A 14,723-nucleotide genomic window follows, 5' to 3' on the forward strand; every position below is an offset into this window, starting at 1 on the left:
TATATAGACAAGGAATATGATTTTCATATTCCTTTTTTTATGCAAAAAATTTAGGAGGTTAAAATGAAGGGGAAGTTAATTCTTGAAAACGGAATGAGTTTTGATGGAAAAATTTTTGGAGAATTAGGTGAAAGCGTTGGAGAACTTGTATTTAATACAGGGATGACAGGGTACCAAGAGTTACTTACGGATCCATCATACTATGGGCAGATTGTTGTAATGACTTATCCAATGGTTGGAAATTATGGAATAAATCTAGAGGATATGGAATCAGATGGAATAAAATTAAAGGGATTCATAATTAAAGAGGATGCAAAGCTTCCAAATAACTTTAGATGTGAGATGACTTTAGACGGTTTTTTAAGACAGTATAATGTAGTTGGATTTAAAGGGGTAGATACAAGACATTTAACAAAAATAATTAGAGAACAAGGGGCTATGAAAGCTCTTATAACTTCTAAAGATTTAACTCAAAAAGAGATTGATGAGCATTTTGCTAAATTTAACAATAGTGATGCAGTAGAAAAAGTAAGTACAAAAGAGATATATGAGATACCAGGACCAGGGAAAAGAGTTGGAGTAATCGATTTTGGAGTTAAAAGAAATATTCTAAGATCATTTGAAAAAAGAGGGGTTCATCAAATCGTATTCCCATGGAATGTAACTGCAGAAGAGCTATTATCGCACGATTTAGACGCAGTGTTTCTATCAAATGGACCAGGGGATCCAGCAGAGTTAACTGGAGTTATAAACGAAATAAAAAAATTAGTTGGAAAGTTACCAATTATTGGAATCTGTTTAGGACACCAGTTATTAGCTTGGGCTTTGGGAGGAACTACAACAAAATTAAAATATGGACATAGAGGATGTAATCATCCAGTTAAAGATTTAGAGAAAAATAGAATTTTTATAACATCTCAAAATCATGGATATGTAGTGGATAAAGTACCTGAATCAATGAAAGTGACACATATAAATCTGAATGACAACTCTATTGAGGGGATGAGAAGTGAAGAGCATAGAATTTTATGTGTTCAATACCATCCAGAAGCTTGGCCAGGACCAGCTGATTCAGAGTATCTGTTTGATGATTTTTTAAAAGTAATAGAAGGATAATTTTTGAGGTTATTTAAGTAGAGTTTTTAGGAGGCGTATAATGTTAGATAAATCGATAAAAAAGACACTGGTAATAGGATCGGGACCAATTATAATAGGTCAAGCTGCAGAGTTTGATTATTCGGGAACACAAGCTTGTGAAACATTAAAAAAAGAGGGGATAGAGGTTGTTTTAATAAACTCAAACCCAGCGACAATAATGACAGATAAAGCGGTTGCAGATAAGATATATATAGAGCCAATCACAGCGGAATTTGTGGAGAAAGTAATTGCAAAAGAGAGACCAGATTCAATATTAGCTGGAATGGGTGGACAAACAGCTTTAAATATGGCTGTTGAGTTAAATGACAAGGGAATACTTGAAAAATATAATGTAAGAGTTATTGGAACATCTATTGAATCTATTAAAAGGGGAGAGGATAGAGAGCTATTCAGAGAGGCTATGGATAAGATAGGAGAGCCTACTATTGAGAGCAGAATAGTTGAAGATTTAGAGGATGGATTTAAAGTAGCTAAGGAGATAGGATACCCAGTAGTTGTAAGACCAGCGTATACACTTGGAGGAACTGGTGGAGGAATTGCCAATGATCCACAGGAGTTAGAGGATATTCTATTAAAAGGGTTAAAATTATCGAGAGTTGGACAGGTACTGATAGAAAAGTCAATCTTAGGTTGGAAAGAGGTTGAATACGAAGTAATTAGAGATAAGGATGGAAACTGTATAACTGTTTGTAATATGGAGAATATAGATCCAGTTGGTATCCATACAGGAGATTCAATAGTTGTAGCTCCATCACAGACACTTTCAGATAGAGAGTATCAAATGCTAAGAACGTCAGCACTGAAGATAATCAATGAGATTGGAGTAGTTGGAGGGTGTAATGTTCAGTTTGCTCTACATCCAAAATCTTTTGAATATGCTATTATAGAGATTAATCCAAGAGTATCAAGATCCTCTGCTCTAGCTTCAAAAGCTACTGGGTACCCAATAGCGAGAGTTGCAACTAGACTATCTCTAGGATACACATTAGATGAGGTTATAAATGAGGTAACAGGAAAAACATTTGCATGTTTTGAGCCAGCACTGGACTATATAGTAGTAAAAATTCCAAAGTGGCCATTTGATAAGTTTAAAAAAGCTAACAAGAGATTGGGAACAAAAATGATGGCAACAGGAGAGGTTATGGCTATTGGAAATAACTTTGAAGCTGCTTTCTTAAAGGGATTGAGATCTTTAGAGATTGGAAGATATAATTTAGAGCACCCAGTTGTAGAGAAAATGACTATGGAGGAGCTAAAAGAGGTAGTTGTAAGACCTGATGATGAGAGAATCTTTGTTGTTGCTGAGATGTTAAGAAGAGGATATGTAAAAGAGAAGTTACAAAAGTTAACTGGAATAGATAAGTTCTTTATGGAAAAGCTAGAGTGGCTTGTTAAACAAGAGGAACTGATGAAAAAGATGAAACTTAAGGATTTAGATGAAAAGTTCTTAAAAAATGTAAAGAAAAAAGGTTTCTCAGATAAGGGAATAGCTCAACTTTTAAATGTAACAGAGCAAGATATCGCTAGAAAAAGAAGAGATTATGGAATAAAGCCAGTTTATAAAATGGTTGATACATGTGCAGGGGAGTTTGCAGCAGACTCATCTTACTTCTATTCAACATATGATCAATTTGATGAGGTAGATGTAACAGATAAAAAGAAAGTTATCGTAATAGGATCTGGGCCAATAAGAATAGGACAAGGAATTGAGTTTGACTACTGTACGGTTCACTCAATAAAAACTTTGAGAAATATGGGAGTAGAGAGTATTATTATCAATAATAACCCAGAGACTGTATCTACAGATTTCTCAACAGCAGACAGACTTTATTTTGAGCCATTAGTGACAGAGGATGTTATGAATATCATAGATAAAGAGAAACCAGCAGGAGTTATTATCCAGTTTGGAGGTCAGACTGCTATAAAATTAGCTAATGATTTAAGAGATAGAGGTGTTACAATACTTGGAACTTCAGCAGAGATGGTTGATGCAGCAGAGGACAGAGAAAAGTTTGAAGATATAATGGAAAAGCTAGATATAAAAAGACCTAAAGGAAGAGCAGTGTGGGATATTGAAGCTGGAAAGAAGATAGCGGCTGAGGTACAATACCCTGTTTTAGTAAGACCATCATATGTTTTAGGTGGACAAGGAATGGAGATTTGTCATGATGAGTATAACCTTGTAAATTACTTAAAAGCCTCTTTTGAAAGAGATCCTGAAAATCCAGTTTTAATAGATAAATATTTAAATGGAATCGAAGTGGAAGTGGACGCAATTTGTGATGGAGAAGATATCTTAATACCAGGAGTTATGGAGCACTTAGAGAGAGCTGGAATACACTCTGGAGACTCAATTACAATATATCCTCCACAGAATTTATATGAGGGAACTGAGAAAAAAATAGAGGAAATTACAAGAAAGATTGCAAAGGAATTAAAGATAAAGGGTATGATGAACATTCAGTTCATAGCATATGAAAATGAGTTATATGTGATTGAGGTAAACCCAAGATCATCAAGAACAGTTCCATATATCGCTAAAATATCAGGTGTACCTGTAATAGATATAGCTACAAGAGTTATAATGGGAGAAAAGCTTCAAAACTTAGGATTTGGAACAGGGATTTATAAAAAACCATCAGTGGTTGCTGTAAAAGTTCCAGTATTCTCAACAGAGAAGCTATCAGGAGTTGAGGTTTCATTAGGACCTGAAATGAAATCTACAGGAGAGGTTTTAGGAGTTGGACATACAGCTGATGAAGCTATATTTAAGGGGCTTTTAGGTGGAGGAAGAGTTCAGAATGTAAGAAACAGAAAGATTCTTCTAACAATAAGAGATAAGGATAAAGATGAGTTTTTACCAGTGGCTAAATCATTAAAGAATCTAGGTTGTCAACTATACGCAACAGAGGGAACTCAAAGATATCTAGCAGAAAAGGGGATTGAAGCAACAGCTGTAAGAAAAATAAATGAGGAATCTCCAAATATTTTAGATCTATTAAAAAATAGAGAGGTAGATCTATTAATAAATACTCCAACTAAGGCAAATGATGCTCAAAGAGATGGATTTAAAATAAGAAGAACAGCTATTGAGTATGGAGTTGAGGTATTAACATCAATAGATACATTAAATGCGATAATAAAAGTTCAAGAGTTAAATGTTGATAAGATGGACTTAGACGTATTTGATATTGCACAGATATAAAAACAGTTGACAAAACTGAAAAAAAAGTATACACTGCATTAAATGATATATAAATGAAGATATGCTCAAAGGGAGTAGTCAAAAGTGTAGTATCAACATCTCGATTTTTTAAATCTGGTGCTATACGCCAAAAATGGTGACAAGACTTTTAGTGTAGGTTTTAACCTACACTGAAAGTCTTTTTTTATTTTTGGAAAATGAAAATATATCTTAGGTCAGTAAATAATTAAAAATATAAAATAATATGGAGGGAAATCTATGAAAGATTTTTATTCAAAAAGCAAAGAGGAGTTATTGGGATATTTTGATACCTCTGAACAGGGATTGAAAAAAGCAGATTTAGAAAGGTTAAAGGAGGAGTACGGAGAGAATATACTTAATAGTAAGGAGAAGAAAACAGCTTTAGCGATATTTTTAGAGCAATTTAAAGATTTCCTTGTAATAATTCTATTAGTTGCAGCAGCAATTTCGTTTATTTCAGGAAATAAAGAGAGTACAATAGTTATTTTAGCGGTAATTGTAATGAACGCTATTTTAGGAACAGTTCAACATTTAAAAGCAGAAAAGTCATTGGAAAGTTTAAAAAAGATGTCATCACCAAAGGCTAAAGTTATAAGAGATGGTCAAAAGCAGGAGATAAATTCATCTGAGTTACTTCCGGGAGATATCGTGTTGATAGAAGCTGGAGATGTTGTTCCAAGCGATGGTAGAGTTTTAGAAACACACTCTTTAATGGTAAATGAGAGTTCATTGACAGGAGAATCAGAAAGTGTAGAAAAAATTTCACAAACCATTGATATAGGTGGATTAACTGTAGGAGACCAAAAAAATATGGTGTTTTCAGGAAGCTTAGTCACTTATGGAAGAGCAAAATTTTTAGTGACAACAATAGGAATGAAAACAGAGCTTGGGAAAATAGCTTCACTATTGGATGAAACTGAAGATGCAATGACACCTTTACAGAAATCATTGGAAAAATTTGGAAAAAAATTATCAATAGCAATAATAGTTTTATGTATAGTTGTATTCTTGATGAGTGTAGCTAGAGGAATAAATATGTTAGAGTCATTGATGTTTGCAGTAGCTTTAGCGGTAGCTGCAATTCCAGAGGCATTGGGGTCTATAGTAACAATAGTTCTAGCGATTGGAACTCAAAAGATGGCAAAAGAGAATGCTATTATAAAAAAACTTCACTCAGTGGAATCTTTAGGGTGCGTTTCTGTAATCTGCTCCGATAAAACAGGGACATTAACTCAGAATAAAATGACAGTTCAACAACTTTATGTAGATGGAAAAGTGATTGAATCTGAGAATATCGATTTGAATTCAAAAATAGAGATAGGGCTTCTAAGAAGCGCAATTTTATGTAGCGATGCTGTGAATAACAATGGGCAGGAGATAGGAGACCCAACAGAGGTAGCATTGGTAAATGTGGGGCATAAATATGATTTAGCAGAGGTAGAGATCAGAAATAAATATCCAAGATTGAAGGAGTTACCATTTGATTCAGACAGAAAAATGATGAGTACCTTAAATAAGATTGAGGGTAAAAACTACTTGATTACTAAGGGTGCACCAGATGTTGTAATAGAAAGAGCCAAGTATATACTAAGAGAAAATGGGGATATAGAGAGAATATCAGATTTAGATATAGAGAAGATTAAAAAGGCGAATATAAATTTTGCTGAACATGGATTGAGAGTTCTAGCTTTTGCTATGAAAGAGATGGATGAAGTGAGAGAGTTAGAGTTCCAAGATGAGAATGGATTTATCTTTATAGGTTTAATCAGTATGATTGATCCTCCAAGAGAGGAGTCTAAAGAAGCTGTAAAAAATTGTATAAGAGCTGGAATAAAACCTGTTATGATAACAGGGGATTATAAAGTTACAGCAAAAGCCATTGCTAAAGAGATAGGTATATATAAAGATGGTGATGAAACATTAAATGGTGTTGAGATTGAAAAAATGAGTGATGAAGAGCTTATAAAACATGTTGAAAGAATATCTGTCTATGCCAGAGTTTCACCAGAACATAAGATTAGAATTGTTTCAGCGTGGCAAAAATTAGGTAAAATTTGTGCTATGACAGGGGATGGAGTAAATGATGCACCTGCTCTAAAAAAAGCTGATGTAGGAATAGCTATGGGAATAACTGGTACTGAGGTTTCAAAAGATGCAGCTTCAATGATATTAACTGATGATAACTTTTCAACAATAATAAAATCAGTAGTAACAGGAAGAAACTTATATGCCAATATAAAAAACTCTATAAGATTTTTATTATCAGGAAACACAGCGGGAATATTAGCTGTATTTTATGCTTCATTGATAGGATTGCCTGTAATATTTGCTCCAGTTCATCTATTATTTATAAACCTACTAACAGATAGTTTACCTGCTATAGCTATTGGAATGGAACCCTCTCATGGGGACGTATTAGATGAAAAACCAAGAGAAGCTAATGCTCCATTATTGGATAAAAAACTATCAAGTAGAATTTTGATGGAAGGATTACTGATTGCCTTTGTAACAATGGTAGCATTTTATTTAGGGTATGCAAAAGGAGATGCAGCCCTTGGAAGCACTATGGCATTTTCCACTCTGTGTTTGGGAAGATTGTTCCATGGATTTAACTGTAGAGGAAATGGTTCTGTAATTAAATTGGGAATAACAAAAAATATGTTTAGCATATATGCATTTTTATTAGGAACAGCTCTACTGTATATGGTTTTATTAGTTCCATCATTCCATGAGATGTTTGCAGTGGCTGATTTAACTGTGATAAATTTTGCAGAGATAACAACTCTTGCATTTATACCAACATTAATAATCCAAGTATTAAAGTATATAAAATACGATAGATAAAAACTATTACAATGATTTAAAGACCGTAGATAACTATTTATTTACGGTCTTTTTAATTTTATCATTTAATTGACTTTAAAAATCTATGGTGATAAATTATGATTATTAATATTTTTAAAGGGGGAATAATTATGTTTAAGGGAAATAAAATTAGACTTAGAGCTTATAGGGCAGATGATGTTAAAAGGGTTTTTGAACTATATGGAGAGGAAGAGATAAGGGATACTGCGACAATGGCAATTAATTTTCCAATTTCATATGAAGGTAGAAAAAGTTTCGTAGATAAAAAATTAGTTCAGACTAATGAACTTTTTACTTTTGCAATTGATTTACTTGAAACTGATGAATATATAGGAAGTTGTGCAATAAATAAATTAGATGGAAAAAATAGTATAGCTACGATTGGAATATGGATAGGTAAAAAATATCAAGGATGTGGGTTAGGCTCTGAAGCTCTTAGGATTCTTTGTAACTTCATATTTGAAGAGATGAATATACATAAAATAAAATTACACTATATTGAATTTAATGAAGCGGGAAAAAGATGTTATGAAGCGGTTGGATTTAAAGAGGAAGGAATAAATAGAAAAGAGCTATATAGACATGGAATATATTATGACACAGTTAATATGGGATTGTTTAAAGAGGAATATAGGAAAAAATAAAAAAACACTCCTATTTAAGAGTGTAAAGTTTCAAATGGTGCCTAGAAAAGGATTCGAACCTTCGACCGCTCGGGTATGAACCGAGTGCTCTAGCCAACTGAGCTATCTAGGCAAATGGTGGAGATAAGCGGAGTCGAACCGCTGACCTACGCAGTGCAAGTGCGTCGCTCTCCCAACTGAGCTATATCCCCAAATGGTACCCCGTAGGGGAATCGAACCCCTGTTTATAGAGTGAAAATCTATTGTCCTTACCACTGAACGAACGGGGCAAGTGTACCGTATATTAAAGTGGAGCGGGAGACGAGGGTCGAACTCGCGACATTCAGCTTGGAAGGCTGACGCTCTACCAACTGAGCTACTCCCGCAATCACAAAAATATAGTATCATAATGTATAAAAAATGTCAATGCAATTTTTTAAAATTTTAAAAAAATAAAAAGTCGAGATTCTCGACTTTTTATCTTGGTTATACACTAAATCTCTTTCACTATAAATTTAGAACATCTATTGAAAGCCTCATCTCCAACAGTGGCAATAACTAGAGTTCCTTCAGCTTCATAAGACTCACTTTCAATGATGGCATTTCTATGTAAATAAGCATTGATTGAACTCTCAGAATAAGGGATTAAAAGCTCTACTTTTTTCATAGTTCTAGGTAATGACTCAGTAATTTTTTCCATTAATAAGTCAATATTAATCTCATTTTTAGCACTAATCTCAACAATATCCATATGAGAGTATAGCTCTTTTAATTTTTCAATCTGCTCATCAGTTGCAATATCGCACTTATTTAAGGCAAGTATAGTAGGTTTATCTATAGCTCCTAACTCTGTTAGAACATTTTCAACAGATTTTATCTGTTGAACCACTGTTTCACTTGAAGCATCAACTAGGTGTACAAGAAGGTCTGAAAAAATAACCTCTTCCAATGTAGATTTAAAAGCTTCAATCAGATCATGAGGAAGTTTTCTAACAAATCCAACTGTATCAGTTAGAGCGGTTACTCTCTTATCTGGGAGAACCATAGTTCTAGTGGTTGCATCCAATGTTGCAAAAAGCATATTTTCAGCAAATACAGCCTCTTTTTTTACAGTGTTATCACTTGGGTACATTTCAACTAGAAGATTTCTAAGTGTAGATTTACCAACGTTTGTATATCCAACTAAAGAGACTCTTGGAATACCAGAGCTCTCTCTTTTAGTTCTTTGTAAAGCTCTAATTTTTTTAATTTTTTCAAGTTCTTGCTTTAAGGCAAAAATCTCATCTTTGATTCTTCTTCTATCAATCTCTAATTTTTTCTCTCCAGGACCTTTAGTACCAATTCCACCACCAGTTCTAGACATAATACTTCCTAGACCAATAAGTCTTTGGCTTCTATATTTAAGCTGTGCTAATTCAACCTGTATTTTAGCCTCTCTAGTTCTAGCTCTTCTAGCGAAAATCTCAAGAATTAAGATTGTTCTATCAATAACTTTACACCCTGTAACAGCTTCTAAGTTTTTAATTTGAACACCACTTAACTCTTCATCAAAGATTATAAGATTTGCATTTTTTATCTGTCTAAGTAAAGCTAACTCTCTAACTTTACCACTACCGATATAAAAGATATTATCAATTCTTTTTATCTTTTGAAAAATTCTTCCAGCTACATTTACATCACAAGCTCTAGCAAGCTCCTCTAACTCATCTAAACTCTCTTCAGAATCTACACCAACTACAATAGCATATTCACTGTCATCTTCAACAACATCACTTTTTCTAAGCTCAGCTTCAATCTCTAAAACTTTATCTAAATAATCAGTTGAAATCACTTTATCTAAAGAAAGATTTTCAACCTCTTCATAAGTAAGTTCCTGATTGGCAATTTTACAGTATCCGATATTTATACCAGTGATATCTGTTTCACCAACACCAATAGCTAAAATAGCATCTAATTTTAATTTTAATAAAGCGGAGATATCTATCATAGAAAGTTTTGAATAGCCACTGGGATGAGTATGAATAACTTTAACTCCACTTAATTTTTTACTAGAGATCTCTAGAATGGGTAGTTCAACACTATTACTGTCTCCAATAGCAACTTCTAATACTTTTCCTTTTCTATCAATTGAAACACTAATCTCACGATTTATGACTCTAGTCATATCAGTAATAAGTGCAACAATCTCAGGACTGACAAGTCTTCCCTTTTCAACACTCATACTATAAATAGTATCTAGTTCTGCTAAAATGGAATCTCTAACTCCTTCAACATTACCTTTTATCATATTTCACATCCTCTATCTTAATATAATTAAGTTTTTATATTAATTTTACTACATATATATAAAAAATACAAATTTAATGAAAGTTCTATAAAAAATATTTGCAAATCCGAAAAAAATGTAGTATTACATATATTATTGATTCTTTTATAAACAAAGTTAAATACTGGGAGGAGAAAAATGAAGAAAATAGGTCTTTTACCAAAACTGATTTTAGCAATTATAATTGGTATTGGAGTTGGAATGCTGGGAATGGAGGTACCTATAAGGGTTTTAGCAACATTTAACGGTATTTTTGGAAACTTTTTAAAGTTCTCAATACCACTTATCATAATTGGATTTGTTGCACCTGGAATTGGTGATCTAGGAACTGGAGCAGGGAAATTATTAGGAATTACAACAGCGATAGCTTATATCTCAACTGTTTTAGCAGGTTCATTTACATATTTTGTAAATACAGCGGTATTTAAAATGATTTTAGAAACAGGATCGATGTTAGAAACGGCAGATAATCCGGAGCATGCATTGTTATCAGGATATTTAACAGTGAATATGCCACCTATAATGGATGTAATGACCGCTTTACTTATGGCTTTTATCTTGGGAATTGGAATTGCAATAGTAAAGGGACATGCAATAAAGGATGTAATGAATGAGTTCCAAAAAGTTGTAGAGGGAATTATAAGAAATATAATCATTCCATTTTTACCACTACATATAGCTGGAATTTTTGCAAATATGACATATGCGGGGCAAGTAGCAACAATATTAACAGTGTTCTCAAAGGTTTTTGCAGTGATTATTATACTTCATATAACAGTTTTATTGATACTGTATTTTATAGCTGGAGGAATGGCTGGAGCAAATCCAATCAGACTTATAAAAACTATGTTACCGGCATACTTTACTGCTATTGGTACACAGTCATCAGCTGCTACAATACCAGTGACATTAAATCAAACTAAAGAAAATGGAGTAAACACAGGTATTGCCGAGTTTGTTGTGCCACTATGTGCAACAATCCATCTATCTGGAAGTACAATAACTTTAGTTAGTTGTGCTATGGCTATAATGATGTTAAATGGCATGAGTATAACTTTTGGAACAATGTTTGGATTTATAATGATGTTAGGAGTTACAATGGTTGCAGCACCAGGTGTTCCAGGAGGAGCAGTAATGGCTGCACTAGGAATTATAGAGACAATGTTAGGATTCCCACCAACATTAACATCAATAATGATAGCGTTATATCTAGCACAGGATAGTTTTGGAACAGCTTGTAATGTAACTGGAGATGGAGCAATAGCTATTATTGTAAACAAAATTGCAGGATTTAAATTAGAAAAAAACTCGAAAGAATTTTTTGATAATATATAAAAAAAGCTAGGAAAACTGGTACTTGAAAGAGATGTTGAAAAGAACATCTCTTTTTTTGTACCAATGAAAAAATATTTTAATGTTAAAAATGTGTAAATTTTAAGTTAAAAAATGGTTTTTTATTTTACATTTATTAAAATACGTGTTAAAATCTAGCTGATTGACTATTTAACCAGAAAAATTAAAATAAAAAGTAGAATTTAGGAGGAAAAATGTACTTAGATATCTTTTTTAAGGTTCTAGGAGGACTGGGGCTGTTCCTGTATGGAATGGAAAACATGTCCAAAGGAATGCAAAAAATGGCAGGGGAAAGATTGAAAAAAATTCTTGCTATGCTTACAACAAACCGTTTTATGGCAATAGGAATGGGAGTTTTTGTAACAGCACTAGTTCAATCTTCATCTGTAAGTACTGTAATGACAATAGGTTTTGTTAATGCATCGCTATTAACATTAAAGCAAGCACTAGGAGTTATACTAGGAGCTAATATAGGAACGACAATAACTGGATGGATACTAGTTTTAAAAATAGGAAAATATGGACTTCCAATGGCTGGAGCGGCAGCTATTTCTACAATGTTCTTCACAAGTGAAAAAGCTAGAACAAGAGCAATGGCAATAATGGGATTAGGACTTATATTCTTTGGATTGGAATTAATGAGTGATGGTTTAAAACCATTGAGATCTTTACCTGAGTTCGTGTCACTTTTCCATGCATTTACAGCGGATACATATTTTGGAGTATTAAAGGCAGCAGCAGTAGGAGCATTGTTAACAGCAGTGGTACAATCATCTTCAGCTACACTAGGTATTACAATAACACTTGCTGTACAGGGATTAATTGATTATCCAACAGCAGTAGCTTTGGTTTTAGGAGAGAATGTAGGAACAACAGTAACAGCGTTATTAGCATCATTAAATGCAACAGCAAATGCTAAAAGAGCGGCTTATGCACATACAATAATAAACATTGTAGGGGTTTTATGGGCTACAACTATATTTAGATTCTATTTGGGATTCTTAGAAAATATTTTAGATCCAGATAATAATTTAACTGCAGCTATTGCAACAGCGCATACAATGTTTAATATCTTAAACGTTTGTCTATTCATACCATTTATAGGATATCTAGCAGACTTCTTATGCAAGGTTGTAAAATCAGATTCACCAATTGCAAAGGAAAGAGTTACACACTTGGATATTTTAATGGCAGATACACCGTCAGTTGTAGTTGAACAAACACAAAAAGAGATTTTAACTATGGGAACTCATATAAAAGATATTTTCTCAAAGCTAGATAATGTATTAGCTGGTAGAGAAAAAATTGATAGCCAAGTTGGAAAAATAGAAAAATTAGAAGATACTCTTGATCTATTCCAAAAAGAGATTTCAGATGTTAACTTTCATATATTAAATGGAACACTTGATAACTCTAACACTGAGGATACAAGAGAAAACTTACAAACTTGTGATGAATATGAGACAGTGAGTGATTATCTACTTAGAATAGCTAAAACATTAAAGAAAATGCAGGATAATGGAATTGAATTAAATGAGTATAAGAGAGCTACATTAAATCAATTACATGTAAATGTAGAGGATTTATTTAATGACATAAATAGAGCTTATGAGTTAAGAGATAAAGATCTATTTGTAGCAACAATAAAAAAATGTACTTTTATTAAAGAGGAGTACAAAAGAGCAAGAGCTGAGCACTTAGAGCACGTTTCAGAAAATGTAATGCCAGCTATGCTAAGTACTGGATATATGGATATTTTAAATAACTATAGAAGAATAAAAGATCATTTATACAATATAGTTGAAGTTTTTGCAAAAATAAACTAAGATAAAAGAGAGGAGAGATCCTCTCTTTCACTATTTTTAAGAGGAGAAAAAGTATGGAGATATATTATTTTGACAACTCAGGAACAAGTTCGCCAAAACCAGAATCAGTGTACAAAGCTGTAGAGGAAGCGATGAAGGAGTATAATGCAAACCCTGGTAGAGCTGGACATAGAAAGGCTTTAGAAGCAGGAAGACAAATATATGAAGTGAGGGAAAAAGTTGCAAAGCTTTTTAATGTGAGTAATAGCTTAAATATCGCTTTTACAGCCAATGCTACAGAGTCTTTAAACTTTGCAATAAAAGGGGGAATTCCTAGTGGAGCACATGTTATTACAAGTAATTTTGAACACAACTCTGTTTTAAGACCTCTGTTTTATATGCAGGATGAGAAAAATGTAAAATTGACTTTTATTGATACCTATAAAGAGATTGAAAAAAACATAACTCCAGAAACAAGGGCAGTAGTAATTAATCATGTGTCCAATGTAAATGGAACTGTACAAAATATAGAAGAGATAGGAAAAATATGTAAAAAATACAATCTTTTATTTATATTGGACGCTTCACAGAGTGCAGGATATATGGATATAGACATGAAAAGGGATAACATAGGAATACTGTGTCTAACAGGGCATAAATCACTTTTTGGAATACAGGGAATAGGAGCTATCTGTATAGGGGATGGAGTTGAAATAAAACCTCTTTTAGAGGGTGGAACTGGAAGTTTTTCAAAACTTTCAAGACAACCAAAAGAGATGCCAGAGATGTTGGAGGCAGGAACATTAAATACACCAGGGATACTGAGTTTAGGAGCTGGAATAGACTTTATAAATAAGATTGGTTTAAAAAACATAAGAGAGCATGAGGATATGTTATCTAAAAGATTTATAGAGGGATTGAAAAAAATAGAAAAATTAAAAATATATACAAGTTTCACTGAAAAACAGGGTCCTGTGGTAAGTTTGAATATAGAGGGAATAGATGGTGGAGACTTAGCACAGATTTTAGATGAGGAGTTTGGAATTTTAGTGAGACCTGGATTTCACTGTGCTCCATTGGCACATAAAGCTATTGGAACCTATGAGATAGGAGCTGTAAGATTTTCATTTGGCTATTTTAATACAGAGAAAGAGATAGATTTTGCACTGGACACACTAAAAAATATTACTTTACAAATTTAAAAAGGTATGATATACTTTTCAAAGCGTAAAAAAAGAGAGGAGGATAAAAAGTGAGAAAGTTGTTAAGTATTTTTGGACTGAAAAAAGAAAAAAAGAAAAAAACGATATTTTCATTATTTTTATCTTTTAATTTTGATTTTAATATATGGAATAGAAGTTACATTC

At 33.0% G+C, this 14,723-nt stretch carries 8 protein-coding genes and 4 tRNA genes; 7 read left to right on the top strand and 5 right to left on the bottom strand.

Annotated elements, in window-relative coordinates:
- Positions 1 to 63 precede the first annotated feature (63 nt).
- The 4 genes from ACMOUI_RS05660 to ACMOUI_RS05675 all read left to right on the top strand — a co-directional run bounded on the left by ACMOUI_RS05660 (position 64) and on the right by ACMOUI_RS05675 (position 7,893).
- The gene (locus tag ACMOUI_RS05660) at positions 64 to 1,116 is read left to right on the top strand and encodes a carbamoyl phosphate synthase small subunit (protein ID WP_418964765.1); all 1,053 of its coding nucleotides are present in this window, start codon (positions 64 to 66) and stop codon (positions 1,114 to 1,116) included.
- 40 nt (positions 1,117 to 1,156) lie between these two features.
- Positions 1,157 to 4,363, top strand: a complete 3,207-nt coding sequence (gene carB, locus ACMOUI_RS05665; RefSeq protein ID WP_418964766.1) for a carbamoyl-phosphate synthase (glutamine-hydrolyzing) large subunit — start codon at positions 1,157 to 1,159, stop codon at positions 4,361 to 4,363.
- Between the two features lie 258 nt (positions 4,364 to 4,621).
- On the top strand, positions 4,622 to 7,228 hold the full coding sequence (locus ACMOUI_RS05670; protein ID WP_418964767.1) for a cation-translocating P-type ATPase: 2,607 nt from the start codon (positions 4,622 to 4,624) through the stop codon (positions 7,226 to 7,228).
- Positions 7,229 to 7,359: 131 nt separating this feature from the next.
- Positions 7,360 to 7,893: a GNAT family N-acetyltransferase gene (locus ACMOUI_RS05675; protein ID WP_418964768.1), complete on the top strand. Its 534-nt coding sequence runs from the start codon at positions 7,360 to 7,362 to the stop codon at positions 7,891 to 7,893.
- A gap of 35 nt (positions 7,894 to 7,928) precedes the next feature.
- Here the strand turns inward: ACMOUI_RS05675 and ACMOUI_RS05680 are convergent.
- The 5 genes from ACMOUI_RS05680 to hflX form a co-directional block, all read right to left on the bottom strand.
- Positions 7,929 to 8,005, bottom strand: a tRNA-Met gene (locus ACMOUI_RS05680).
- A gap of 3 nt (positions 8,006 to 8,008) precedes the next feature.
- Positions 8,009 to 8,084 (bottom strand) — tRNA-Ala (locus tag ACMOUI_RS05685).
- A gap of 3 nt (positions 8,085 to 8,087) precedes the next feature.
- A tRNA-Glu gene (locus ACMOUI_RS05690) sits at positions 8,088 to 8,162 on the bottom strand.
- 20 nt (positions 8,163 to 8,182) lie between these two features.
- Positions 8,183 to 8,258, bottom strand: a tRNA-Gly gene (locus tag ACMOUI_RS05695).
- 107 nt (positions 8,259 to 8,365) lie between these two features.
- Positions 8,366 to 10,159 carry a GTPase HflX gene (hflX, locus tag ACMOUI_RS05700; protein ID WP_418964769.1) on the bottom strand — a complete coding sequence of 598 codons (1,794 nt, stop codon included), beginning with the start codon at positions 10,157 to 10,159 and terminating at the stop codon, positions 8,366 to 8,368.
- A 177-nt stretch (positions 10,160 to 10,336) separates the two neighbouring features.
- Here hflX and ACMOUI_RS05705 point away from each other — a divergent pair, with 177 nt between their 5' ends.
- The 3 genes from ACMOUI_RS05705 (at position 10,337) to ACMOUI_RS05715 (ending at position 14,558) form a co-directional block, all read left to right on the top strand.
- Entirely contained in the window at positions 10,337 to 11,533 is a 1,197-nt protein-coding gene (locus tag ACMOUI_RS05705; RefSeq protein WP_418964770.1) for a dicarboxylate/amino acid:cation symporter, read from the top strand.
- 212 nt (positions 11,534 to 11,745) lie between these two features.
- Complete coding sequence (locus ACMOUI_RS05710) at positions 11,746 to 13,377, top strand: Na/Pi cotransporter family protein (RefSeq protein ID WP_418964771.1); 1,632 nt, start codon at positions 11,746 to 11,748, stop codon at positions 13,375 to 13,377.
- A 53-nt stretch (positions 13,378 to 13,430) separates the two neighbouring features.
- Positions 13,431 to 14,558 (top strand): aminotransferase class V-fold PLP-dependent enzyme, encoded by a 1,128-nt coding sequence (locus ACMOUI_RS05715; RefSeq protein WP_418964772.1) that lies wholly within the window; start codon positions 13,431 to 13,433, stop codon positions 14,556 to 14,558.
- The last annotated feature ends 165 nt before the right edge of the window (positions 14,559 to 14,723 follow it).

Source organism: Cetobacterium sp. (assembly GCF_048470075.1).
In the GTDB taxonomy this organism is placed as follows: domain Bacteria; phylum Fusobacteriota; class Fusobacteriia; order Fusobacteriales; family Fusobacteriaceae; genus Cetobacterium_A.

Excerpts from the sequence above, each read along its gene's own strand:
- ACMOUI_RS05660 (WP_418964765.1), top strand. The coding sequence starts at position 64 with ATGAAGGGGAAGTTAATTCTTGAAAACGGAATGAGTTTTGATGGAAAA.
- carB (WP_418964766.1), top strand. The coding sequence starts at position 1,157 with ATGTTAGATAAATCGATAAAAAAGACACTGGTAATAGGATCGGGACCA.
- ACMOUI_RS05670 (WP_418964767.1), top strand. The coding sequence starts at position 4,622 with ATGAAAGATTTTTATTCAAAAAGCAAAGAGGAGTTATTGGGATATTTT.
- ACMOUI_RS05675 (WP_418964768.1), top strand. The coding sequence starts at position 7,360 with ATGTTTAAGGGAAATAAAATTAGACTTAGAGCTTATAGGGCAGATGAT.
- hflX (WP_418964769.1), bottom strand. The coding sequence starts at position 10,159 with ATGATAAAAGGTAATGTTGAAGGAGTTAGAGATTCCATTTTAGCAGAA.
- ACMOUI_RS05705 (WP_418964770.1), top strand. The coding sequence starts at position 10,337 with ATGAAGAAAATAGGTCTTTTACCAAAACTGATTTTAGCAATTATAATT.
- ACMOUI_RS05710 (WP_418964771.1), top strand. The coding sequence starts at position 11,746 with ATGTACTTAGATATCTTTTTTAAGGTTCTAGGAGGACTGGGGCTGTTC.
- ACMOUI_RS05715 (WP_418964772.1), top strand. The coding sequence starts at position 13,431 with ATGGAGATATATTATTTTGACAACTCAGGAACAAGTTCGCCAAAACCA.